Raw genomic sequence first — 25,423 nt, forward strand, 5'->3', positions numbered from 1 at the left:
TTATAATTTCCTGAAGAGAAGCACTGCACCAAAGACGCCAAGAATACAGATCAGCAAACTAAAGGACGGGGAAGGAACTGAAGTCGTCTCCGGCTGACCCTTTGCCTGTACGGAAGAAACAATTGAGATGGTCTCGATGTTCTGAACTGAAAGACCTGTGGTCGTCGGATACTTGCCTGAGTAATAATACCAGTCCTGCTCATCCATTGTTGCTTTTTCATCGGCAACGCCGAAGACATGATATCCCCATGGATTCAGACTGGTGTCTCCGGTGAACATCAGACGTATCCCGGTGTAATACTCAGGAACATACCCATCCTCTTTGCTGTACCATGAGAGAAAAACAGTGCCCATCGCAGGTTCGGGATGATAGATGTACTTCTGCGGAAAGGTCTTTTTAAGTCCGTCGGCAGCGATAAAGGTGATCTTATCCCCCTCGGCCGCTCCGCCGACAAGTTCACAGAGATCTTTGACAGCAGTTCCTTTGAGTGCACCCATATCTTTTGTCTCAACGTTCACCGACTCGGTCGGATCCCAGAGATCACCTTCGAAAACCGGGCCCTGTAAATAATAATGCGTGATACCGTCACCGACAACCGGGAGATGGGCCTCCATCCACTGGTAATCTACTGTAGTTGTGTTAAGAAGAATACCTTCTGCGGTGTATTTTTCGATCGTGACCTCCGTTGTCGCAGCACTGGCAGCACCGAAAAACAGACCGATCATCAAGACCAAAATAAGGACCTTGCCTAAGTTGTACAATAAATTCATTTAACTTTCCTCCAAAAATCCAAACCACGGGGAATGAACACAGATGATTTTCATATCCATTGACAAATGAACAATGAGATTAATTGGTATACATATATTTTGGATATGTTAATTAGTTAATGTTTCCTTTTTTTGATTATGGAAAAATGAGAGGCAAACCAAATATGATAACATCGGAGGATATTACGGGGTAAGCACATTCGAATCAGCTGCTGCCCAAAAAAAGAGAGGCCCCTCAGTTTTTGAAACTGTGGATAGGCGCAGGGATCCTGCCGCCGCGATTGATGAAGTCCGCACAGGAGAATTTGTTCACCGGCTGGACGGGCGCATAACCGAGGAGACCGCCGAACTCGACGACGTCGCCGACATCCTTCCCGATCACGGGGATAAGACGTACGGCCGTTGTCTTCTGATTGATCATACCTATCGCCGCTTCATCTGCGATGATCCCGGCGATCGTCGTTGCGGGCGTGTTTCCGGGAATGGCGATCATATCGAGACCGACCGAGCAGACCGAGGTCATAGCCTCGAGTTTTTCGATCGTGAGAGCTCCCCTGTTCACGGCATCGATCATCCCCTGATCTTCGCTGACCGGGATAAATGCGCCGGAAAGGCCCCCGACAAAGGAACTGGCCATCACTCCGCCTTTTTTGACCTGATCGTTCAGGAGAGCGAGGGCAGCCGTCGTTCCCGGCGCGCCGACAGACTCAAGACCCATCTCTTCTAAGATCTCAGCCACACTGTCGCCAACCGACGGAGTAGGCGCAAGGGAGAGGTCGACGATCCCAAACGGGATCCCCAGTCTTTCCGATGCCTCGAGAGCCACCAGCTGCCCCATTCGGGTTACTTTGAACGCGGTCTTTTTCACCGTTTCACACAGCACCTCAAAGTTCTTTCCGCGAACCGCTTCCAGTGCGTGCTTTACAACTCCGGGTCCGCTGACTCCGACATTGATGACCGCATCTCCTTCGGTCACGCCGTGGAAAGCCCCGGCCATGAACGGATTGTCATCAGGAGCATTGCAGAAGATAACGAGCTTGGCACACCCGAGTGAGTTCTGATCCTTTGTTGCCTCGGCCGTTTTCAGGACGATCTCACCCATAAGCTTGACCGCATCCATATTGATCCCGGTCTTTGTGGATCCAATGTTGACAGAACTGCAGATCCGCTCAGTAGCTGCCATCGCCTGAGGTATAGACAAAATGAGATCACGCTCGGCTTTGGTCATCCCTTTGGATACCAGCGCCGAGTAGCCGCCAAGGAAGTTGACGCCGACTTCTTTTGCAGCCCTGTCGAGAGTCTGAGCGATCGTGACGAAATCTTCGGGTGAATGACATGCCTGTCCACCGACAAGAGCGATCGGGGTAACAGAGATCCGTTTGTTGACGATCGGGATCCCGTACTCGAGTTCGATCTCTTTGCCAACCCTGACAAGATCCTTTGCCGTACGGCATATTTTTTCATAGATTCTGGTGTTGAGCCGGTCCAGATCAGTATCACAGCAGTCGAGAAGGCTGATACCAAGCGTGATCGTTCGAACATCGAGCATCTCCTGCTCGATCATTTTATTGGTTTCGTTGACTTCGAGAATATTGATCATGCGTGCCTCTTACTTAGATACGGTGCATTTTTTCGAAGATCTCTTCACGCTGGCATTTGATGTGAACACCGATCTCCTGACCGATCTGTTCAAGATCGCGGGCCATGTCGCCAAAAGGCACGCTCGCGTTTCCGGTATCAACGATCATCATCATATTGAAGTATCCCTGAACGATCGTCTGGGATATATCCTCGACATTGATCTGATTATTCGACAAATATGTACACACTTTTGCGATGATGCCGACGGCATCTTTTCCAACGACGGTGATGATGGTTTTGTTCATGCTTTTCTCCTTATGTGTTATCCAAAAAGGTACTTAGTTATTCTATGCGAATCGACAAATAGCTTTGTTTGTTGCCGGAGTAATCAGCACCAGGAGGCAAAAGTAGTCTGACGCGTGCGGCTCAGAGATAGGTAAGGCATTGCCCGTTTCATGATGACGCCGCATTCACGAAGGGTTTCAGGCTCTCTGACGTTGTGAAGTTCCCGGATTTTCAGAATGTTTCCGGCTGATACCGGACCTATGCCCGGTACGCGAAGAAGTTCGGCATATCCTGCGGCTGCCGGGTCGACTGCCGGGAGATCTTTTGCGAGAAGGATCTTCGGATCAGTGTTCGTAAGCATGCCGTTTTCATCAAAAGCGAGGGAAGCTTCAGCCCTTTCATATCCATAGAGCCGAATAAGGGCATCGACCTGATACCATCTGTTTGCACGCCAGAGAGGAGTATTTTCATGGTTTTCCAGCGGTGTTCCGGTGACAGCATAGAATGCTGAGTAGTAGACCCTTGCAGGATCATATTTTTCATAACTTGTCATGACCGTCTGAAAGATGTCAGCATCCGATTCGCCGGCTGCGCCGACCACAAACTGGGTGGAGTGTTTTTTGGGCATGATCTCGGCAAGCCATTTATGCCGGGTGAGAAGGTCGGATGTGTAGTTTTTTACACTGGCAAGTTCGGAGAGGTATGACGAGTTTGGCGCTTCGAGATTGATACTGAGACGGGTGGCATACTTTGCCATTTCAACTATGTCGGTCCGGCTGGATCCCGGCAGAACTTTGAGATGGAGGTATCCGTTGTATCCCGAAGTCCGAAGGATCTTTGCCGTCTCGGTGAGTTTTTCCATGCCAAGGTCGACATCTCCGCGGGGGATCCCGGTACTCAGGAGAAGGCCGCCGGCTTTTCCCTGACGATGAAGTTCCAGGAAACCGTGAGCGAGTTCTTCAGGCGTGAAGGAAATGCCGGTTTTTTTCGTGCAGATCTGACAGTAAGCGCAGTCAAAGGAGCAGGTTCCTTCGAGAAGGATCCTCATCGGGGTGCATTGATGGATTTTTCCTTCGTTTCGTCCCGTCTGGTCAAAAAATTGCGAGCTGGTTGCCCGCTGGATCTTTTGCATTAGTTCCGACATTCCATGTAATTATCAGCACGGGGAGTTATAAACCCCTGACCGCGCGGTGCGATAATGCCCCGGAAAGCTGAAAAAACAGGGATCTCATTGAGAGAGATGGGTTACGAAAAATAATAAATTCAGGATCCGGGCTGACTTGGAGACGAGGATTTCGATGCAAAATGCCAATTCATTCGACCCGCATTACATGCCATCCCAAAAATATAATTCCGCAGCAGGTGCACGTTCTATTCACAAGGGAATATCATGAGTACACTATCGATCATATCATTTTTGACTGAACATGCAGACAAAAAAACCGTCTCCTTCCATATGCCGGGACACAAAGGCTCCGCTGTCTACAGGCGGTTTGGTTATGGTGACTTCCTCAAAAAGATGATGGACTGTGACATCACCGAGATTCCAGGTGCCGACAACCTCTTCCAGACCGAGGGTATCCTCAAAGCAGCTCAGGAAAAATATGCCAGACTTTACGGCGTACAACGCTCCTATCTCCTCATCAACGGTACAAGCTGCGGTGTCATTGCCGCAGTCATGGCCTCCGTTCCCAAAGGCAAAAAACTCATCATGGCACGCAATTCACATAAAGCGATCTTCAACGCTCTCGTTCTTGCCGATATCCAGCCTGTTTATGCCTATCCCGAGATCATCAGTGAATACGGCATATCCGGCGGGATCACAGCTGATGAGATCGAACGGTGTCTGGATGAAAATCCCGACGCCGAGGCAGTTATTCTCCCGTCCCCCAACTATTACGGGATCTGCTCCGACATCCGGGCGATCGCCGAGGTCGTTCACAAAAAGGGTAAGACCCTCATTGTCGATCAGGCGCACGGGGCACATCTCAGATTTTTCCGCAAAGCCGAATTCACCGACATGCCCGAATCCGCCGAGGAGCAGGGAGCCGACATCGTCGTAAACTCCATCCACAAGACCCTCGCCTCCTTCACGCAAAGCGCTGTGCTCAATCTCAATTCAGACCGGGTCGATCATTACGTTCTGGAGGACAAACTCCAGATGCTGGAATCCACCAGCCCTTCCTATCTCCTCATGGGTTCACTCGACATAAACGCTCACCTCCTCGAAGAACACGGAAAAACGCTCATGACCGAGTGGTATGAAAACCTCATGTATTTCTATAAAGAGGCGGACACTATCAAAGGTCTCCGGATCATCGGCAGTCCGCTGAATACTGACGCAGGTATCAGTATGGACATCACAAAGATCAATCTCGACATGAGCACTGCCGGCATTGACGGCTCACGTCTCGAAGAACTCCTGATGGAACGCGGGATCTTTGCAGAACTCACCACCGGTCCGATCCTCATGTGCATGACAGGGATCGGCAACACCCTCGAAGACGTCAAGCGGCTCATCGAAGCGCTGAAAGATATCAGCGCATGCTGCAGTGCTGTACCGGCCCCCTCGCCGGAAAAATCTTCCGTCCCTGCAATCCTCAAAGAAAAACTTCAACTGTTCCCTGTACCGCAGGACAAAGAACGCATTCCATTGACTAAAGGGGCAGGCAGGATCTGCGCATCCTCCATCATTCCATATCCGCCGGGTATCCCTTTCATCTGTCCGGGAGAACAGCTCACCGACGAAGTGATCAGTTATATCAAACAGCTGAGGGACGCAGGGGAGAAGGTCATCGGCATCAACGATCGGGGTGAGATCACCGTCGCAAGACAGCGGACCTGAGGTTTGCGGGCAGGATCATATTATCATCAGTATGCGCGTGGATGCCCCTCAATTTTTTACCATACATCCCCGGGTCGAACAGACCAAAAACTATTCAACCCCCCCTGTGTCAAGAATAGAAAATCCGGGCATGCAGGGGGTTTTTTGAACTCTGTAAATTCCGTCCGAAAGTCCATAAATCAGGCCATAATCAATTCTTTTACGAGGGACACCTTTAAGCCTAGGGGGGGGCAACTAAGTTTAGTAATCTCAGAGCCGCCCGGTGTGCGGGGCTAGATTTCCTGTACATTCATACTATCCAAAACTAGGAGTGTGGTCTATGGGTCTTGAAAACACAAATGACGTCTTGATGGAAACAACCGTATTCGAAGAGTTCGAAAGTAACGTGCGGTCGTATTGTCGGAAGTATCCGGTTATTTTTTCAAAAGCCAAAGGCTCTTTACTGATCGATCAGAACGGAATCGAGTATATCGATTTCCTTTGCGGAGCAGGCAGCTGTAATTATGGTCATAATAATGACTATATCAAGGAGAAAGTAATCGAATACCTGCAGAGCGACGGATTAGTCCATGGGCTGGATATGTATTCCATCGCCAAGGGTGAGTTCATCCAGTTTATGCAGAAGAATATTCTGCAGCCGCGGGGTCTCAATTATAAGGTCCTGTTTCCGGGACCAACCGGGACCAACGCCGTTGAAGCTGCATTAAAGATCGCCCGAAAGGCGAAAGGCAGATCCAATGTACTGGCATTGATGGGCGGATTCCATGGGATGACACTTGGAGCTCTGGCGCTGACAACAGAAAGATCTGCACGGGAAGCCTGCGGTGTGGCTCTTGGAAATGTGACGCATGTCCCCCATCCGACGATGATGAAGAATCTGGACACGATTGAGTATATCGATATGATCCTGAGTGATGATCACAGCGGGGTCGATAAACCGGCGGCTATCATTCTCGAGTCAGTTCAGGGAGAAGGCGGGATCAATATCGTCTCTGATCAGTGGCTCAGAGACATACGCGCCTTGTGCGATAAACACGACATGCTCCTGATCCTGGATGAGATCCAGACAGGATGCGGCAGAACAGGAGCGTTCTTCTCGTTCGAACGCGGAGGTATCGTCCCCGATATCGTGGTCATGGCAAAATCCCTTGGCGGTATCGGCATGCCGTGCTCGATTGCTCTGGTAAAGCCGGAGTATGATGTTCTTGCACCGGGTGAGCACAACGGAACATTCAGAGGCTTCCAGCTTTCATTCGTCGCAGGAAAGGCAGCCCTCGAGTTCATGCTCAGGGAACATGTCATCGAAGAGACCGTACGTAAAGGCAAGATCGTTCAGGATTATCTGGCGGCAAATCTGCCGCTTATCGACCCGGATCTGAACTTCCGCGGCCTTGGACTGATGTGGGGTATCGACTGCGGCGCATATCCCGCAGGAACGGCTCAGCAGATCAGACATCTGTGCTTTGAGAACCGCCTGATCATCGAGCTCTCCGGCAGGGAAGACTCGGTTGTCAAACTGATGCCGGCATTAACGACCGATGATGCCACACTGATGCAGGGTCTTGAGATCGTCCGCAACGCTGTGACGCAGGTTATCACAGCGGCAGTTGCTTCTCAGGCTACTGGTGAAGAACCGGATAACAATAAATCGTTTGCCTGAATAATTCAGGCATTTTTTTTCTTCATGGATCTTACCCGTGAAATGGAACGCCGAATCACAGATACGACATATCAGCCGGGAAGTAGGCAGAACATGATCGAATTTTTGCCACCTGTCAGGCTATGAACAGTCTATATATTCTTCTCCTCCTTCTCACTCCGGTTGGTCTGTATCTGGTTTTACTCTATCCCGGGAAATCAAGAAAAGAGCGGCTGATCCCATTTCAGACATCTTACATTGCGCACAGAGGAGTATATGACAATGCGGCGGCGGCACCCGAAAACTCCTTGTCCGCGTTTAAAAAAGCGGTCGATGCAGGCTATGGGATCGAACTCGATGTTCAGCTGACCCGCGATAAAGAAGTGGTCGTCTTTCATGATTTCGATCTGAAACGGGCGTGCGGCGCCGATGTAAAAACTGCGGACAGCAGTTTGGCAATGCTTCAGGACCATCGGCTGTTTTTGTCAGAGGAACGGATCCCTTCGTTTGAGAAAGCTCTCGGTCAGATTCGCGGACAGGTCCCGGTGATCGTTGAGCTGAAATCCGATTCCGTGTCGGATTATCATGACTTGTGCGAGAAGACAGCAGGATGCCTTGATTCCTATGAGGGAGTATTTTGTATCGAATCATTTAATCCGATGATCGTTCAGTGGTTCAGACGGAATCGCCCGGAATTTCTGCGGGGCAACTTAAGTACGAACTTCTTCAAGGAAGCTGCTCCCTTATCCTGGAGTAAAAAGTTCATTCTGACCAACTGTCTGACGAATTTTTTCACCCGGCCTGATTTCTTAGCATATGATATCCGGTATAGAAACCAGCTGTCCAACCAGATCTGCGCGCGGCTCTATCATATTTGCAGTGTGGGCTGGACGGTGAAAAATGAGGAGGAGTTGGAGATAGCAGGATCTTTTTTTGATGTAGTCATCTTTGATTCCTTTCTGCCGTGAAGATCTTGTTCATCCGTGTTGTCAAATCCCATTTTGCTATAACCGAACTGGCTCTTCGAGACCTGTGATACCGCCCTTACGAAAGCATCGCCGGTCATCATCAGAAGGCTTGCTTTCAAATGCAGGGCGATGACGAAGGCTGCCAGAACACAACCCAGCAGACAGAAGATGCACCGAAATACATAGCCTGTGATAATGAGTTCTTTGACGACCGGCATCGAGAGATCGGTAAATACGCCGAATACGAATAATAGTTTCCAAAAAGCAAAATAAATACAACACTGACACAAACGGAAATTATCTGAAAAACGGGATGGACCGGGCGGAAATTGAACCCGCGGCCTCGTCCATGCCAAGGACGCGATCTACCACTGATCTACCGGCCCGCTAACACACTATATGTGCCTTAACCAATAGGACAGTTGGCAATAAAAAGATGTTGTTTTCTCCTTCGAAAAAATCCCGTCAATCCCTCTTGCGAATCATCGAAACCATAATTCATCACGAGGCACCTCATACATAAGATAAACATGACCGCGGTATTCGATCCATCACTCACTGGCATCCTGATCTTCGGCCTCCTTGCAGGGATATGTCCATGCAACAGTGTCATCTGCCTGGGTCTTATCGGCTACCTTACCAGCGGTAAAACCACCCTCACCCTTTCAGCAATACTCAGACTCGTCACCGCCTTCTGTATGGGAACAGTTCTGACCCTTCTCCCTCTCGGCCTTCTCGCCGGACTTTTCGGCACGTATATCCTCCTCATCAACAGTACGGTCGCCTGGATTCTTGGCGGCATCCTCATGATCGCGATGGGACTCCAGCTCCTTCATCTATACAAACCGCCCATTCGGCGCATTTTCAACCGGTTCCGTCTCCCAAATGCTTATACCCTCATCGGGGCATTCCTTCTCGGCCTTTCGTTTGGAGCAATAACTGTCGGCCGGGGCGCACCCATGCTCCTCATCGTTCTCACCTACATCGCCCTCTACCAGACCCCCCTCCAAGGTCTTCTCACCATCTTCATCTATGCCGTAGGTCTGAGTATCCCTCTGTTCATTCTCAGTTCGGTCGGCGGCTCTCTTGGTCAAAAGATCCGCAAGATCACCAAACTCAGCGGAAACACCCTCGACATCATCATCGGGATCGGGATAATCCTGATCGGCATCTACTTCATTCTCACGGCATTCCTCTAAAAACCGCACACCTGAACAGACTCTTATATATCTTCGACGGAAAAATAGTATTCAGACTATGTTAGGAATCATTGGGGGTACAGCCCTCCTGCAGGCGCGTCTGCCCCCTCTGGAAAAAATCCGTGTATCAACACCCTTCGGCCCGGTCCTGGCCCATGTCGGCCGGATCGTTTTTATCAGCCGTCATCAGTACAACACGCCCCCTCACCGGATCAATCACCGTGCCCATCTCGCGGCCATGAAAATTCTCGGCGTCGACCGGCTCATCATCTTCGGCTCTACCGGAAGCATGCATGATAATCTTTTGCCGGGGAGCATCATGATCCCGGACGATTACTTCTCCCCCTGGGACATCCCCACCCTGCACGATAACGACATCGGCCATACCCCTCCGTCGATCGATGCAGCGTTAAGAGAAGAACTCGCGCAGATCATTCCTGAGGGTAAAACGGGAACATACTTTCAGACCCGCGGTCCCAGATTCGAAACGCAGGCAGAGATCGCTTTCTTTGCCAAAAAAACCGATGTGGTCGGCATGACCGCTGCAAGCGAACTCACTCTTGCAAACGAACTTGACATTCCCGCCGCAGCTCTCTGCACGGTCGACAACTATGCTAACGGCATAGGCGGATCTTCTGCTCCGGACTATGACGAGATCGTTTCGATCTCAAAGCAAAACGGTGACCGGATAACGGCCATCATAACAAAAATCGTGGAAAAACTCGCATGACAGACACAGACATCTTTGGAAAACAGGTCCCGATTCTCATCAGAAACGTCAGCCTGAACGGAAAAATACAGGAGATCTACCTCGACGGCACAGGAATGATCGGGGCGGTCGGAGAAAAGATCACCGATCACGACGCAGAGTTCATTGTCGACGGGGACGGGGCGACCGCACTTCCCGGTATGATCAATATGCACACCCACTCCCCTATGGGTCTTCTTCGGGGATATGCGGATGATATGCAGCTCTTTGAGTGGCTTTCCACCAAGATCTGGCCGACAGAGGCGCACCTCACAGAAGACGATATCTACTGGGGGGCAAAACTCGCCTGCCTGGAGATGATCCGGACCGGGACCACGACCTTCAACGATATGTACTTTAAGATGGAGTCGGTGGGATGCGCCGTTGACGAAGCCGGCATCAGAGCTTGTCTTTCCTACTGTATGATCGACGGCGGTGATCATGCGAAGTTCGAGTCTGAAGCCCGGATCATGGAATCGACGGTCAAAAATATCAGGAGTCTGCACAATCCCCGCGTGATGCCGGGCGTTTCCCCGCACGCAGTCTACACCGTTTCAGAAGAAGGGCTTGCCTGGTGCGCCGAGTACGCAAAAAAGGAGCAGATCCCTCTGCATGTCCATCTTTCGGAGACCGAGCAGGAGGTCGCCGACTGTGTTGCCGCACACGGAATGAGACCCCCGGCATGGCTGGATCACTGCGGCGTGCTCTTTGAACAGTGCATTGCGGCGCACTGCTGCTGGCTGGATGCGGGCGATATCACACTTCTTGCAAAAAGAGGGGTTACCGCAGTCCATAATCCGATAAGCAATATGAAACTTGCCGGAAACCGCGCTCTTCCTTATCCAGAGATGAAGACGGCCGGTGTGAACGTAGCTCTCGGAACGGACGGAGCTTCCTCGAACAATGCGCTCGATATGTTTTCCGAGATGAAAACAGCCGCGATCCTCCAAAAATTCTTCTGGAACGATCCGACCGTGATGCCGGCCGCTGATGCACTTAAAATCGCGTCACAAAACGGAGCAAAGGCGTTAGGACTCAATGCCGGCGTGATCGCTCCCGGCCGTCTCGCGGATCTGATCCTTATCGGCAGAAACCCGCTGAACGTGCCTTTCTTCAGCACGGATTCCAACGCGGTGTATGCAACCAGCGGGCTTGCTGTTTCGACGACGATCTGTGACGGCGTCATCCTAATGCATGACGGCGTGATCCCGGGCGCTGAGGAAATCATGAACAAGGCAGGAGATGTCGCGTCGGATCTGGTCAGACGGGCGGCCCAGGCATAACTTTTCATTTTTACATACTCTGAAAAATGACAGTGGACAAATTTCTCGCAGAAGATCTGTATGTTGATTTTTCCCACCCGCTCATACAGAAAAAAGCCGGCGAGCTCTTCTCTGATGAAACCTCGGATCGCAAAAAGGCCCTCACCGCCTATCTCTTCGTCAGAGACGAGATTCCCCATTCATTCGATATAGGCGCAGACATTATCACGGCAAAAGCTTCGGATGTGCTTCACCATAAAACCGGCATCTGCCATGCAAAAGCAAACCTCCTTGCCGCTCTCCTTCGGTCACAGAACATCCCGGCAGGATTTTGTTTTCAGCACCTGACCCTTGCAGACGACGACACCCTTGGATATTGCGTTCACTGCTTCAATGCAGTATTTCTCGAAGATCACTGGATAAAACTGGATGCCCGCGGCAATACAAAAGGCATCTGCGCACAATTTTCTCTGGAAAAACCGAAACTTGCATTTCAAAACCTGGGCGGATACGATGAATATTTTTGGCCGGGCATCTTTGCCTCTCCCCATCCTGAAACGATGCGGATGCTGGAAAAAGCGTCATCTATTCTGGATATTATTGACAACATCCCCGATACTCTCACAGAAACTCCCGACATTTCCGAGTAATCATTCGGGTCTTGTTTCCAGACGTTTTGATTCAGTGCTTAAATGAATAACTATTTATATTTTCGCGCATATGTGTACTATTGTTATGACACAGCAAATCAAAAAAATCGCCATTGCACAAGATGGAAGTCTGGTATCCCAGCACTTTGGTCACTGTATGAGCTATGCATTGTTCAACTTTGAAAACGGCAAGATGACTCGGCTTCCCGATCTGCAAAGCCCAGGTCATGAACCTGGAAAACTTCCGCGCCTGCTTGCTGCTGAAGGAGTCAACATCGTCATCGCCGGAGGCATGGGGCCGCGTGCGATCGACCTCTTCGAAGAAAACGGCATCGAGGTCATCCTCGGCGTTTCCGGAGATCTCGGCCGTGCAGCGGAAGCGTTTGCCAACGGAACGCTCACTGCGGGAACAAGTACCTGCTCGCACGACGACCATGCATGCGGCGGAGAAAACCACGAGGAACACGAGCACCCCGCCCATATCGTCTGTATCAGCTCGACCGGAACATCGCTTGACTCCCCCGCAGATCTGAGATTCGGCCGCGCCCCTTACTTCGCAGTGATCAATCTCTCATCGAATACCGCCTCGATATTCCAGAACCCCTTCACCGATGCGGAAAGCGGCGTCGGACCCAAGGTCGTTCAGCTGCTCGCATCAAACGGCGTCTCGGTCCTCATCACCGGAAAAAGCGGTGTGAATGCAAGTGCAGCACTGAAAGCCGCAGATATCGCGGCATATGAACTCGCCGAGCCGGTGACGATTGCCGAAGCACTTCAGAAGTACCTTGCCCACGAACTTTCGCCCCTTCTCTAAAAAAGAGACCGGGCAAAAATCTCTTTTTACACCCTAAAGATTCACATACCAATGAGCGTGGATGCAGGGTCAGGTTAGTTATTTGAATACTGATAACTATTTATCTATTTTCAGATGTGTGTTTATTGAATAATTAGTATATTATATATACGAACGTATATACAGGAAAGTGGTAATATCAATACTATGGATTCGCAGTGCACAGTAAATCTAACGGTCAAATATCTGACTAAAAAATGGACACTTCTGATAATTCTAGAACTTTTCAAAGGAGATAACTACACCCGGAGATTTTCTGAACTGCGAAGGAGTCTCCCGGAGATCACACCAAAAATACTTTCAGAGAGACTGCAGGAGCTGGAAGCGGAAGGCATTATCACGAATACCGTCGATGCATCGGTCATTCCCGTCCGTTCCGAGTATACCCTGACCCCTGCCGGGATCGAACTGATGGAGATCGTCAAAGCGATAAAATACTGGGCGCTCACGTGGAAAATCGATAATCTGCCCTGCGGCAGTCAGGAATGCAAACTCTGTAAACTGTGATGTCCTGAAAGACAGACACAGATGTTTTTGTGCCCAACCATGCGCGTTGTTAATTAGTATTACAGAATAATCACATTAGTACATACCATTAGATTAACATAGCCACCATTAATAATCGAAAACAAAGAAATCAAGGGTTTAGTTAACATCACAATTAAATGTTGACAAACTTGACCGTTTTTATGGTAAAATCATGCAGATGAAATATGTGACCACCATATGCCCGTATTGCGGTACAGGCTGTGCACTCAATCTCGTTGTCCGTGACGGAAAAACTGTAGGTGTTGCCCCTTCAAATCGTTCTCCCGTATGCTCAGGAAAACTCTGTTCCCGCGGCCTTCACGCTGCCGATGCCTTGAACGAAGGGCGGGTCGTGCAGCCTGTTGTCAAAGGAGAAACCTCAGACTGGGAGACGGCCATCGGTAAAGCGGCTGAGCTTAAAAAGTATGCTGCGGGTGAAATTATTATTATCACCTCGCCGCGGATCACCAATGAAACACAGTATCTCGTCTGGAAATTTGCTCACTCATTAGGTGCCGCAATAGGCGTTATACATGGCGGATCAGGTGTTCCGACAGTGAAACTTGATGAACTTAAGGATGCTGATGTCATTCTGGCACTCGGAAACGTAATGCAGGCCCTCCCTCTTACTGGAAACAGGATCCTTCAGGCAAAAGAAAACGGCGCACGTCTCCTCTACTTAGGCCCCCAAAGTTACACGGCCGTTCAGGCAGACACAGTCGAAATAACTGACGAATACAAAGAGCTGCCGCCCGGATTCGGAGCGCTTCTGAAAAACGCAGCTCATCCGGCAGTTGTATATATGGCAAATGATTCAGCCGCTGCAAAACTCGCGGAGGGACTCGGGATCAGCGCGGCAGTATTGTACGATACAAACAACGGGCGGGGTACTTCACTCATGGGCATAGGACCTCTATCTCTCCAGGAAAGTACAAAAGCTGCCTTGGTCATCGCCGAAACACCGTTGATGGAACAGGACATCTATGCAGATATCCTTCAGAAACTTGACAGTCTCGAACTGACCGTTGTCGCAGCCTCCGCTGAGACCTCGTTGTCAGACATCGCTGACATCGTTTTGCCGATCGCCTCACAGCACGAAAGTGATGGGACGGTTACCAACTGGGAAGGACGCGTTCAAATGCTCAGAAAAGCCGTCGACTCACCGGAGGGTGTGAAATCCCTGCAGGAAGTCCTCGCTGAACTTGCCGAAAAGATGGGATTCGGTATTCCCTCCGGTACTCCGGAGGAGATGTACACCGCACTCGCTGGCGAGATATCCGCATTTGGAAACAGCACATATGAACAGATCGCCAAACCTGAAGGCGTATTTGTTCAGGAGGTCTGAATATGTCAGAAAAAGGCGATATGTTCTATGCATGGACGAAATCCGCCGACATCAAAGGAGAATGCGGAGGGGCAGTTATTTCCCTTCTGAAGTACGCTTTGGAGCAAAAGATCGTCGATGTCGTTTTGACCGTGAGAAAAGGATATGATGTCTATGATCCTTTGCCGGTCTTTATCACCGACCCGGCAGAACTCGCTTCCTGCGCCGGATCACTGCACTGCGGTACGTTCCTTCTCCCGAAACTGATCAAAAAATATCTGAACGGCGCAAAAGACATCAAAGTAGCAATCACCGTCAAAGGATGCGACGTGAAGGCGCTCTATGAACTCGCCAAACGTCAGCAGATCAACATGGACAATGTCCTCTCGATCGGTCTCAACTGCGGAGGATCCGTTTCCCCAACCGTTGCCCGCAAAATGATCGAAGAAAAATACGGCATCGATCCTGATGACGTAGTCAAGGAAGAGATCGACAAGGGACAGTTCATCGTGATGACCAAAGACGGGCAGCATAAAGGCATCAAGATCGACGAACTCGAAGAGGAGGGGCTCGGCCGCCGGGCAAACTGTCAGCGCTGTGAGACAAAGATCCCCCGTCAGGCGGACCTTGCCTGCGGAAATTGGGGTGTTTTCGGCGAAAAAGCAGGGAAAGCAACCTTTGTCGAGATATGTTCCGCAAAGGGCGCCTCTGTATTCGACGGGGCAGTCAGTAACGGCGCGATCGATATCTGCGGACCCGACCCGAAAGGGCTCGAGATCCGGGGAAAAATCGAAACCGTCATGATCAAGATGGGGAAAAAGGCACAGAAAAGTCAGTTCGATGAACTGCAAGAAGGAAGAGACCGGCTCACCACAATCATGAACTACTCATCCCGCTGTATTGCCTGCCGCGCCTGTATCGAGAACTGCCCGATCTGTTACTGTGTCGAATGCTCGACGTTAAAACCCCATCTTATTGACCAGACAAAGACGCCGCCCGACTTCATGTTTCATCTGATCAGATTCGCCCACATCGCCGACTCCTGTGTGAACTGCGGGCAGTGCCAGGAGCTTTGTCCGGCCGAGATCCCAAACGCCCTGTTCATGCATGCCCAGCAGGTCGAACTTGAAAAGATGTTTGGCCACACGCCGGGTGTTGACATGACGCTCCCGGTCCTTGCTTATGCCGAGGAACCCGAGGAACGCCGGCGTCTGAATGATACAGGTTCGGACATGATCTTTGAGAATGTATTCAGGGAGTGATAAACCTGTAAAAATTTGTTCTTTACACACAGGCCAGATGCACACCAGCTTTCATTCAGTCCAACCCTCGCAAATTCATCCACCCCTCATACTTTTTTTGCCTTCATCTGATATCCGGCCTTTGAGTCAATTTCGCAGCTCTTCTCTGTCTCATTTAAGTAGCTTGGATGACAATACCTCAGGAACGATCAGCGTTTTCTTAGAATGGTGAATCTCCCCATGGGATCTGCACGTACCTTCACACCCCGGCGTTTAAGTGACAAACGGCTTGCTCCTTTTCTCATCATACTTGCAGCAGTCTGCTGGGGAACGATTGGTATTTTTACCCGGGAACTCCAGGCCGCCGGATTCACGTCGGTCCAGATAACCGCTGCTCGCTGCGCAGTGACCGCTCTATGCGTGGTGACGGCCCTGCTGCTCACTGACAGGGAGAAACTGAAGATAGCTCCAAAGGATATCTGGCTGTTTATCGGAACGGGACTGCTGAGTATCGTGTTTTTCAATATCTGCTACTTTACGTCGATTCAGTATCTCACTCTCTCAATGGCCTCGGTACTGCTGTATACGGCACCCTTTTTTGTGATGTTGATGTCGCTGTTTTTATTTCATGAACGTATGACGGTACAAAAAGGCATTGCCCTAATTCTGGCGTTCAGCGGGTGTGTTCTGACCGCCGGGATACTTGGCGGCGGGGTCACCGGCATCACAGAGATAGGTATCCTTATCGGACTTGGATCAGGATTCGGGTATGCCTTATACACGATCTTCGGCAGGCTGGCTCTCAAAAAATATCATCCGATCACGATCACTGCATACACGTTTGTGGTTGCGGGTGTCGGCATCCTCCCTTTTTGTGATGTCGGCGGGATGATATGGCTTTCTGCCGAAAATCCCGGGATCCTGCTGTATGTTCTGATCCTCAGCATAGGATGTACGGTCCTTCCCTACTTCCTGTACACCAAAGGTCTGAAGTATGTGGAAGGAGGAAAAGCATCAGTGATGGCGTTTGTCGAACCGATGGTAGCGACCCTTATCGGGATATTCCTTTTCCATGAACAGATGACACTTGTCAACATGACCGGCGTTGTTCTGATATTTCTGGCCGTCGTTTTACTGAACAGAAGACGCGCCTCTTTCTCTGCAGATACCGACTGATTCCACCAGGTGACGAGGGACGAAGAGACGCGCGCGCAGAAGCTTTTTATCTGCACTTTGTGCGTAAGATTATGGATTATTATTTTCAAAAAATCCAAACCCAATATGAGATTTATTGCAAAATCCATTCGCAATATTCAAATAAATTTTGATTTTATGGACGCAGAGAGCTTAAATTTTGAATTGAGGGGCATAATGAGTCAAAAATCAAAATTCCCGTTTAAATTGAGTTTTTTTGAGAATGGGTCATTTTAACAAAGATTAACAACAAATACTAAGTTGGAGGGTTTCGTTATAGTTGAAATAGTATGCAGCGGAGATCCGCCTGAATCAGAGCCGATCATTCGTGTACAGGATCTGACCAAAGTCTTTGGGCATGACCCGGAGAAAGCGCTGAAACTTCATCGTTTGGGCCGGTCGAAAAAGGAAGTTTACGACGAGACAAAAGCGACGATAGCTTTGCATAACGTCTCATTCGAGGTTATGCGGGGAGAGACCTTTGTTCTTATGGGTCTTTCCGGGAGCGGAAAATCAACGCTCCTTCGCTGTATTAATCGTCTTATTGATCCGACCGAAGGTAAGATCGAGATCGACGGTGTGGAAATCGTCGGCATGAATCATGAAGAGCTGCGGCATATCCGCCGACACAAGCTTGGTATGATCTTCCAGAATTTTGCACTTCTTCCGCAAAGAAATATTCTGGACAACGTTGCCTTTGGTCTTGAGATCATGGGCGTTTCCAAAGATGAACGTAATCAGCGGGCCGAAGAGGTCCTTGAGATGGTCGGCCTTGGCGGCTACGGGTCAAGTATGCCTTCCGAACTCTCAGGCGGCATGAAACAGCGGGTCGGTCTAGCTCGTGCGCTAACGAGCGACCCTGACATCCTGTTGATGGATGAAGCATTCAGTGCTCTTGATCCACTTATCCGCCGGGATATGCAGGATGAACTGCTGGAACTTCAGGAGAGGCTCGGCAAGACGATCATCTTTGTGACCCATGATCTTGACGAAGCACTGAAACTCGGCACCCGGATTGCGCTGATGAAAGACGGATCGATCGTTCAGATCGGCACGCCGGAGGAGATTCTGACAAATCCTGAGAATGCCTATGTCGAAAAGTTCGTCGCCGATGTTGACCTGACCCGTGTCCTCACGGCAAAAGACGTCATGCGTCGTCCAGAACCGGTTGCCCAGTGCACTGCCGGCCCGCGGGTGGCTCTCCACCTGATGGAAGAGCATGATATCTCAATGATATTTGTTATCACCCGCCACCGGATTCTCCGGGGATTTGTGACGCTTGAGGACACCGTTAGTGCAGTTAAGGAAGGAAAAAATCTGTCTGATATCCTGAGGACCGATGTTGCCACCGTCGCACCCGATGCGACAATTCCCGACATTCTTTCGCTGATCGTCCAGAGTAATCACCCTCTTCCGGTGGTGGATGAGAACGGCAGAATGCACGGTCTGGTATCCCGCGCATCCATTTTGGCTGCACTCGCAAGAAAAGGAGGTGAGGCATGATGGAATTGCCGAAACTTCCTATCGGAGATGTTGTTGAGATTATCGTCGACTGGATAGAGATGTACTTCTCCTGGTTGCTTGACGCGATAAGCACAGGTCTTCGCGTACTTGTGAGCGGATTTGAGGATCTCCTGCTTGCCATACCGGCTCCGGTTTTGATCGTGCTTATCAGCGTTCTCGTCTGGTTCGTTACGCGTCATGATCTTAAAATGACGATACTGACGGCTCTTGGTCTTTTGCTGATATGGGATCTTGGTCTGTGGGAACTTTCGATGCTCACAGTGGTCCTTGTCCTCATCGCAACGGTGATCGCGCTCGCTCTGTCGATACCTATAGGGATCGCGGCCGCGAGAAGCGACACACTGAACACGATCCTTCGGCCGTTTCTGGATTTCATGCAGACGATGCCGTCATTTGTGTATCTGATCCCAGCCGTTATCTTCTTCGGTCTCGGTAGTGTGCCGGGCATTATCGCAACAGTGATCTTTGCCATGCCTCCGGCATTGCGTCTCACGACGCTTGGCATCCGACAGGTTCCTGTTGAACTTATCGAGGTGGCTGATGCGTTTGGCGCAACTCCCAGACAAAAACTGTTCAAGGTCCAGCTTCCGGTTGCACTTCCAACGATCATGGCCGGGGTCAATCAGTGTATCATGCTTGCCCTTTCGATGACCGTGATTGCTTCAATGATCGGAGCTGGCGGACTTGGGTATCAGGTTCTCGTCGGCATCCAGCGTGTGGATATCGGGATGGGATTCGAGGCAGGTCTTGCGATCGTGATACTTGCGATCATCTTCGACCGGATCACGCAAAATCTTGTACCAAAGTATGGAAGTAAGTGACAGGAACGTGCGTTCCCGTATCCGCATAAAAAACGAAACCCCGTCAAACACGATGGAGAGTGTATGACCGCTATGAGAGTCATGCATCCTTCAGGTATTATTCACTCCCTTTACTGGGGTAATCATTAATGGAGATAATCTATGAATCAAAAGAAAACAACACTGATCATAATCACCGGGCTTCTCGTACTGCTCGTTCTTTTCACTGCGGGGTGTGTTTCCCAGCCGTCTGAACCAGCAAAAGAGATCAGCATCGGGTATGTCACATGGGACTGCGCTATTGCCAGTACAAATGTAATGAAACAGGTATTCGAAGAAGCAGGTTATGACGTCACGCTCGTCGCGGTCGATGCAGGCCCGCTCTTCCAGGCACTTGCAAAAGGAGATGTTGATTTTACGACGACCGGATGGCTGCCGTATACTCATGAGAACTACTGGAACTCCTACGGAGACAAAATCGATTATGTGCATGAAAACATCAAGGGTGCGGCACGCATCGGTCTTGTTGTCCCGTCCTATGTAACGATCGACTCGATCGAGGAGCTGAACAGCGCTGCCGATTCGTTTGACAAGAGGATTGTCGGCATCGAGCCGGGAGCAGGTATTACATCCCGAACCGAGCAGGCAATTAACGAGTATGATCTCGATTTCACTCTGGTGACGAGCAGCAGTGCAGGCATGGCGGCTGAACTCGCGTCAGCGATCAATAAAAATGAATGGATCGTTGTGACCGGATGGTCGCCGCACTGGAAGTTCAGCCGGTATGATCTCAAGTTCCTTGAGGATCCAAAGGGTGTCTACGGCGGAGCTGAGGACATCGTGACACTTTCACGTCTTGATCTGAAGACCGATGACCCGAAGGCATATGGAATCCTGAGCAGATTCGAATGGACGACTGCCGACATCACCTCGGTGATGAATGCGATCGCCGGAGGAATGTCTGAGAAGGATGCCGCAAAAGCATGGATCGATGCAAACCCTGACAAAGTAGCTTACTGGATCGGAAACGCCTGATCCTTTCTCTTTTTTTAATTTAGTCTCAGCAATCCCGAACGTGATGCAGGTATTTTTCCTCAAGAAATACAGGGCTTTCAGCATAAGCCAAGATCAAAAAAGGGAGGGTTTATTTCAAACTCATCTGATCCTCATGCGTTATCTTATGCTTGTCCATAGGAATCAGGACAAGAAGGATAGTGACCGAGAGCGCCGCACCCACCACCAGCGGGTCGAGATAACACCAAGGTGAACTGACGAGAGAGTCTACCCCGAATAGTGCATGACATATTCCAAGCATCTTCGACTCCGCCGTGTGACAGAAAACCGCCCAGAGAAGCCAGCCTCCGGCACCTGCAGTCATACTCCATTTTGCAGCAAGATAGGACGGAGTCTTTGAGGTGATCCCATGAACGAAAGCCGGCAGAAGAGCTGCAGTGCACAGGCCCATAAACATGGCGGTTGCCCGGGCAATGATACTTCCAGGCATCATCACCGCGAGTATAACACTGACGATCATCATTACCACGATACCGATCTGATTTGCCCTGATCGAGTAGCGAACCCCTTTCATTCTGGCAAAGATATCCCCGCCGAGTGTGGTACCCATGGTATGCAGGAGGGATGATAAGGTCGACATGGCGGCCGAAAGCAGCGTGAGCATGAAGATGATAACAAAGAGTTCAGGCATCGCCGAGTTGATGTACAGCGGAATGATCAAATCTGCATTTCCGCCGGCAGCATCGATTGCGAGCATCCCAACTGTATCCATGAAATACACATTCGTCAGAGGTCCGACGGTGAACGCTACTCCCGTCATCATCACGATGAAGAGAGCGCCGATAGGGATCGCCCGGTTCAGCGATTTGCCGTCTTTTGCTGTCATGAATCTTACCGCAAGCTGAGGCTGTGCAAGGACGCCCACTCCCACGCCGAGAACGAGAGTCGTAATGACCGTCATCCAGATCGGAGATCCGAACTCCGGCATGGAGGTCCAGCCGGTCATACCCATTGAGGAGAGTGTGCTTGGAACGAGAGATCCCATTGAGTCAAGTGCACTGTTCGCCGCTGTCACGCCTCCGAGATAGATGTAGGTCAGCACAAGCAGAACACCCATACCGACGAGCATGATCGCTCCCTGGACCGCATCGGTGTACATGACGGCCATCAGACCGCCTATTACGACATACAACGCAACAACTCCGGCAAAACCGAGCAGGGCTGTCATGTACGGGATACCCAGGGTCGTTTCAATGAAACGTGCCCCGCCGATCAGCACTGCCGCTGTGTACAGAGGCATTGCTGCGACAAAGATCGCGCCGGTAGCATAGATGATCTTCTTCGATCCATACATCTTACCGAGGAGTTCGGGATAGGTCAGGGCCCCCAGATCTTTTCCGATCCGTCTGATCCGTTTCCCCATGCATATAAAGGCGATGATCACTCCGACCACGATACACAATACGGTCAGCCACATCAGACTCATTCCGTATTGAGCCGACGTTCCGCCAAAACCGATGATGGCGGACGTGCTGATGAACGTGGCTCCGTAGGATAGGGCAATTATAACCGGATGCGTATTTCGTCCGGCAACCATGTAGTCTTCAACTTTTTTTGTTCGTCTATATCCGTAATATCCGATACCTATGATCATCACAAGGTAGAATGCGACGATGCCGATCGTTAGCTCAGTGCTTACCGTCATCATCATCACTGTCCTTGTTCCAATTTATGTATCCGTAGATTCCGCAGAATAGCAGCGCTATCAAGCAGATGAGGTATGTCATCCATACCCACGGGTCACTGATGCCTAACATAGAAATTCACCTAGTTTTGGGTGATTCGGGCGTTTTCGACACCATACGGTCGCTGTATCAGATCAAGCGGAGAACCATGATACGCGAACGTAACGGTGGTTCTCCTATCTAAAGAAGAAAAAGAAAACGTGGAACGTAGATAGAATGCCGCATGAATTACTCGTGCGTTCTACGTCCATGAGAATCGTTCACATGGTTTGAGTTTTATCTATAAATAATGAGCGTATTGCCGGAATAGGCAGATTTCATCCCTATATGCAGTTTCCTGCAGGAAACTACCTGTTCTCCGAGTCACTTTTTGCTTAATACCGCCGGCAATCCAACGGTGATATGTATTTGGAGACTATTATGAAAAAGAGTTTCAAACTGGAAAATCTTGACTGCGCACACTGTGCAGCAGTTATGGAAAACGGGATAAGAAAGATCGAGGGCGTTCATGAGGCGAGTATCAGTTTCATGACCAGACGGCTTGTTCTTGACGCGGATGAGGGGCGTTTTCCCGATATCCTCAAAGAAGCTGCGGTCATCTGCAGACGGGTTGAGCCCGACTGTTTCATCAAGGAGTAACGAATCCGTTCTATGACTATTACCCTAACAAAAAAACAGCGCCGATCACTGTATCGGATAATCGCAGCGTCGGTTTTCTTTGCTATCGCCGTTTTGCTCTCAGCAAGTGGGGTCTTTCCCGAATCCTACTCGCAGTATGCCGAGTTTGTGCTGTTTCTTGCCGTTTATCTTGTGATCGGCGGGGATGTACTTCTGCGTGCCGGTAAAAATATTCTTCAAGGCAATGTTTTTGATGAACATTTTCTGATGTCGATCGCGACGATCGGGGCATTTTTCCTTGGACAGTATCCTGAAGCAGTAGCAGTGATGCTTTTTTATCAGATCGGGGAACTGTTTCAGAATTATGCAGTGGAGAAATCCCACAGATCGATCGCTGAGCTGATGGACATCAGCCCGGACCATGCATATATCGAGCGCGAAGGAGTGATCGTCTCCGTCGATCCCGATGAACTGCAGGTCGGAGATCATATCGTGATCAAAGCAGGAGACCGGGTCCCGGTCGACGGCGTGGTGATCGCGGGTTCTTCGGAGCTGAATACAGCTTCGCTCACGGGAGAATCTCTCCCGCGTTATGTCAGCGTCGGGGATCAGGTGATCAGCGGATGTATCAACGTTAGCGGCGTGCTTCATGTTCGGGTAGCAAAGCCGCTGAGCGAATCGACCGTCACCCGCATTCTTGAGTTAGTTGAGAACGCGGCAGGTAAAAAGGCAAAGTCCGAGCAGTTCATCACAAGATTTTCCCGGTATTACACACCCGCAGTCGTCCTTGCGGCTCTGGTTTTGGCAGTGATACCGCCGCTGATCCTTGCCGAGCCGTTTACAATCTGGATAGAGAGAGCCTTGATCTTTCTCGTTGTTTCCTGTCCGTGCGCCCTCGTTATCTCGATCCCGCTCAGTTTCTTTGGCGGGATCGGAGGCACTTCGCGATTCGGGATACTGGTGAAGGGAAGCAGGTATCTGGAAGCTTTGTCAAAAGCTGACACGTTCGTTTTCGATAAAACGGGTACGCTTACCAAAGGAAGTTTTTCCGTAACTGAGATACATCCGGTCGGTATGTCGGAGAGTGAACTGCTGGCATTTGCTGCACATGCAGAAGCATACAGCACCCATCCGATCGCCGTTTCGTTACGGGCTGCATATCAGCAGCCTGTCCATACCGGTGATCTCACGGATATTTCCGAGTATGCCGGCCATGGTGTTACTGCCCTGTATCTTGGTCGCCGGATCGCAGTAGGAAACTCCGGATTTATGCAGGAACTGGGGGTCGATGCCGGAGATATGAATTCAGCAGGATCTGCGATTCATGTTGCCGTTGACGGAATGTATGCCGGCTGGATAGTGATCGCCGACACAGTCAAACCTACTGCCGTTCGAGCAATTGCCGAATTGAAAAAACGTGGTATCCGGCGTGTTGTCATGTTAACCGGGGATTATCCGCCTGCGGCGGCTTCAATTGCCCGTGAATTGGGGATCGACGAGTATTATGCAGGTCTTCTTCCCCAAGATAAGATCTCAGTGATGGAGAGGATCCTGGCTAATCAAAGGGCAGGCAGCTCGGCGGCCTTTGTCGGGGATGGGATCAATGACGCTCCTGTCCTTACACGTGCCGATATCGGGATCGCGATGGGGTCGCTTGGATCCGATGCGGCTATCGAAGCGGCCGATATCGTCCTTATGGATGATGACCCTCTGAAAATCATATCTGCGATAGATATCTCACGCAGGACAATGCACATCGTTGTCCAGAACATCGTGTTCGCTCTCGGAGTAAAGTTCCTTGTGCTGATCCTTGCTGCACTGGGTGTCGCGAATATGTGGGAAGCGGTGTTTGCAGATGTAGGGGTTGCGTTCATTGCGATACTGAATGCGATGAGGACGTTGAAAAGCGATAGGGAGGGGGAAAAACTCCCGGGCACCTATGAGATCTGATTCGAAGATGTAAGATTAATCCCTCATTTACGGCGCGGAGGGGTTAAGGATACGGGGAATAACTCAAGAGCGCACATAACTACACATATTTCCTGCAGGAAGATGGATGACAAATAACCGGATATTCGATATCCGAGAGTCTGTTTTCTCTCATTTTCCCATAGAATCGTTACAGGATATCCTGATAAAAATCAGTAAAAATGGCTGGAAATAATTCCAGCATTACCAGAAATACACTTTTTTTAGGCAAAAAATCAGACAAACGGAGTGAAGTCGAGAGGGGACGTGACATATTCTATTATAGAATCATCTACACCGGTCGAATGATTTTTGTCCACGAATATAGGACCAAGATGCGGGCCATAAAATTCCGAACCTGCCACATTGTAATATTTCTGTTATTAATCGTATCACTTTGTTCAATATAAATTTATCAGATTTGACTTTATGAGAGCGTATATCCACCATTTAATGAAATGCTTAGAATAGAGTATGTTTGACTAATAAAGCAAGATATAAATCATTTAACAAAAAACAAATATGGAGAACTGGAGATTATTTTGTTACTAATATATTAATTGATAGTATTTTGTGTTAATTATGTATATTGGTAAAATAAGTCTGTCCAATCTCCTTGGAACAGATTTTGTCCCATTAAATAAAACTCCGTTCGGTAAAAAGCAT

The 25,423-nt window shown here is 49.9% G+C and carries 23 protein-coding genes and 1 tRNA gene; 17 read left to right on the plus strand and 7 right to left on the minus strand.

The genetic code is table 11. The annotated features are described in order from the left end of the window. The 4 genes from H575_RS05730 to H575_RS05745 all read right to left on the minus strand — a co-directional run bounded on the left by H575_RS05730 (position 1) and on the right by H575_RS05745 (position 3,781). Positions 1–771, minus strand: coding sequence for a hypothetical protein (locus H575_RS05730; RefSeq protein ID WP_042699296.1), 771 nt, complete (start codon positions 769–771; stop codon positions 1–3). Between the two features lie 235 nt (positions 772–1,006). Then, positions 1,007–2,371: a PFL family protein gene (locus tag H575_RS05735; protein ID WP_042699299.1), complete on the minus strand. Its 1,365-nt coding sequence runs from the start codon at positions 2,369–2,371 to the stop codon at positions 1,007–1,009. 13 nt (positions 2,372–2,384) lie between these two features. Beyond that, positions 2,385–2,657: an ACT domain-containing protein gene (locus tag H575_RS05740; protein ID WP_042699302.1), complete on the minus strand. Its 273-nt coding sequence runs from the start codon at positions 2,655–2,657 to the stop codon at positions 2,385–2,387. 83 nt (positions 2,658–2,740) lie between these two features. Next, positions 2,741–3,781 carry a radical SAM protein gene (locus H575_RS05745; protein WP_042699304.1) on the minus strand — a complete coding sequence of 347 codons (1,041 nt, stop codon included), beginning with the start codon at positions 3,779–3,781 and terminating at the stop codon, positions 2,741–2,743. Positions 3,782–4,027: 246 nt separating this feature from the next. Between H575_RS05745 and H575_RS05750 the strand changes: the two genes are divergently transcribed. From H575_RS05750 to H575_RS05760, 3 genes are all read left to right on the plus strand, one after another. After that, a complete protein-coding gene (locus H575_RS05750) occupies positions 4,028–5,482 on the plus strand; it encodes an aminotransferase class I/II-fold pyridoxal phosphate-dependent enzyme (protein WP_081406683.1) in 1,455 nt (484 codons plus the stop codon). Positions 5,483–5,801: 319 nt separating this feature from the next. Further along, complete coding sequence (locus H575_RS05755) at positions 5,802–7,142, plus strand: aspartate aminotransferase family protein (RefSeq protein WP_081406684.1); 1,341 nt, start codon at positions 5,802–5,804, stop codon at positions 7,140–7,142. A gap of 122 nt (positions 7,143–7,264) precedes the next feature. Then, the gene (locus tag H575_RS05760; RefSeq protein WP_042699309.1) at positions 7,265–8,089 is read left to right on the plus strand and encodes a glycerophosphodiester phosphodiesterase family protein; all 825 of its coding nucleotides are present in this window, start codon (positions 7,265–7,267) and stop codon (positions 8,087–8,089) included. 314 nt (positions 8,090–8,403) lie between these two features. On the opposite strand, the gene H575_RS05765 is transcribed toward H575_RS05760, so the two are convergent. Then, positions 8,404–8,475: transfer RNA gene (locus H575_RS05765), tRNA-Ala, on the minus strand. 144 nt (positions 8,476–8,619) lie between these two features. Between H575_RS05765 and H575_RS05770 the strand changes: the two genes are divergently transcribed. The 12 genes from H575_RS05770 to H575_RS05830 all read left to right on the plus strand — a co-directional run bounded on the left by H575_RS05770 (position 8,620) and on the right by H575_RS05830 (position 20,447). Then, entirely contained in the window at positions 8,620–9,288 is a 669-nt protein-coding gene (locus H575_RS05770) for a cytochrome c biogenesis CcdA family protein (RefSeq protein WP_042699312.1), read from the plus strand. Between the two features lie 58 nt (positions 9,289–9,346). Next, positions 9,347–10,018, plus strand: coding sequence for an MTAP family purine nucleoside phosphorylase (locus H575_RS05775; protein WP_042699315.1), 672 nt, complete (start codon positions 9,347–9,349; stop codon positions 10,016–10,018). Beyond that, positions 10,015–11,319: an amidohydrolase gene (locus H575_RS05780; protein ID WP_042699318.1), complete on the plus strand. Its 1,305-nt coding sequence runs from the start codon at positions 10,015–10,017 to the stop codon at positions 11,317–11,319. The genes H575_RS05775 and H575_RS05780 overlap by 4 nt, the downstream gene beginning before the upstream one ends. Before the next feature lie 26 nt (positions 11,320–11,345). Continuing rightward, a complete protein-coding gene (locus H575_RS05785; protein WP_042699321.1) occupies positions 11,346–11,948 on the plus strand; it encodes a transglutaminase-like domain-containing protein in 603 nt (200 codons plus the stop codon). Positions 11,949–12,033: 85 nt separating this feature from the next. Then, positions 12,034–12,762 carry a NifB/NifX family molybdenum-iron cluster-binding protein gene (locus H575_RS09395; RefSeq protein WP_081406685.1) on the plus strand — a complete coding sequence of 243 codons (729 nt, stop codon included), beginning with the start codon at positions 12,034–12,036 and terminating at the stop codon, positions 12,760–12,762. Between the two features lie 186 nt (positions 12,763–12,948). After that, positions 12,949–13,308, plus strand: a complete 360-nt coding sequence (locus tag H575_RS05795; protein ID WP_042699324.1) for a winged helix-turn-helix transcriptional regulator — start codon at positions 12,949–12,951, stop codon at positions 13,306–13,308. Positions 13,309–13,501: 193 nt separating this feature from the next. After that, positions 13,502–14,674: a molybdopterin oxidoreductase family protein gene (locus H575_RS05800; RefSeq protein ID WP_042699327.1), complete on the plus strand. Its 1,173-nt coding sequence runs from the start codon at positions 13,502–13,504 to the stop codon at positions 14,672–14,674. A 2-nt stretch (positions 14,675–14,676) separates the two neighbouring features. Next, a complete protein-coding gene (locus tag H575_RS05805; protein WP_042699330.1) occupies positions 14,677–15,915 on the plus strand; it encodes a Coenzyme F420 hydrogenase/dehydrogenase, beta subunit C-terminal domain in 1,239 nt (412 codons plus the stop codon). A 219-nt stretch (positions 15,916–16,134) separates the two neighbouring features. After that, the gene (locus H575_RS05810) at positions 16,135–17,070 is read left to right on the plus strand and encodes a DMT family transporter (RefSeq protein WP_245554499.1); all 936 of its coding nucleotides are present in this window, start codon (positions 16,135–16,137) and stop codon (positions 17,068–17,070) included. A 279-nt stretch (positions 17,071–17,349) separates the two neighbouring features. Continuing rightward, complete coding sequence (locus tag H575_RS05820; protein WP_081406686.1) at positions 17,350–18,591, plus strand: quaternary amine ABC transporter ATP-binding protein; 1,242 nt, start codon at positions 17,350–17,352, stop codon at positions 18,589–18,591. Next, on the plus strand, positions 18,591–19,433 hold the full coding sequence (locus H575_RS05825; protein ID WP_042699392.1) for an ABC transporter permease: 843 nt from the start codon (positions 18,591–18,593) through the stop codon (positions 19,431–19,433). Before H575_RS05820 ends, H575_RS05825 begins: the two co-directional genes overlap by 1 nt. A gap of 141 nt (positions 19,434–19,574) precedes the next feature. After that, the gene (locus H575_RS05830) at positions 19,575–20,447 is read left to right on the plus strand and encodes a glycine betaine ABC transporter substrate-binding protein (RefSeq protein ID WP_042699336.1); all 873 of its coding nucleotides are present in this window, start codon (positions 19,575–19,577) and stop codon (positions 20,445–20,447) included. Positions 20,448–20,556: 109 nt separating this feature from the next. Here the strand turns inward: H575_RS05830 and H575_RS05835 are convergent, their stop codons facing one another. Beyond that, positions 20,557–22,131 (minus strand): sodium:solute symporter family protein, encoded by a 1,575-nt coding sequence (locus H575_RS05835; protein ID WP_042699394.1) that lies wholly within the window; start codon positions 22,129–22,131, stop codon positions 20,557–20,559. Then, on the minus strand, positions 22,115–22,243 hold the full coding sequence (locus H575_RS09655) for a symporter small accessory protein (protein WP_342664214.1): 129 nt from the start codon (positions 22,241–22,243) through the stop codon (positions 22,115–22,117). The genes H575_RS05835 and H575_RS09655 overlap by 17 nt, the downstream gene beginning before the upstream one ends. A gap of 348 nt (positions 22,244–22,591) precedes the next feature. Between H575_RS09655 and H575_RS05840 the strand changes: the two genes are divergently transcribed. Together H575_RS05840 and H575_RS05845 are read left to right on the plus strand one after the other, a co-directional pair. Then, a complete protein-coding gene (locus tag H575_RS05840) occupies positions 22,592–22,810 on the plus strand; it encodes a cation transporter (RefSeq protein ID WP_042699339.1) in 219 nt (72 codons plus the stop codon). Positions 22,811–22,822: 12 nt separating this feature from the next. Beyond that, positions 22,823–24,739: a heavy metal translocating P-type ATPase gene (locus tag H575_RS05845; protein ID WP_042699342.1), complete on the plus strand. Its 1,917-nt coding sequence runs from the start codon at positions 22,823–22,825 to the stop codon at positions 24,737–24,739. Positions 24,740–25,423: the final 684 nt, after the last annotated feature.

The organism is Methanocorpusculum bavaricum DSM 4179 (assembly GCF_000430905.1).
GTDB lineage: Archaea > Halobacteriota > Methanomicrobia > Methanomicrobiales > Methanocorpusculaceae > Methanocorpusculum > Methanocorpusculum parvum.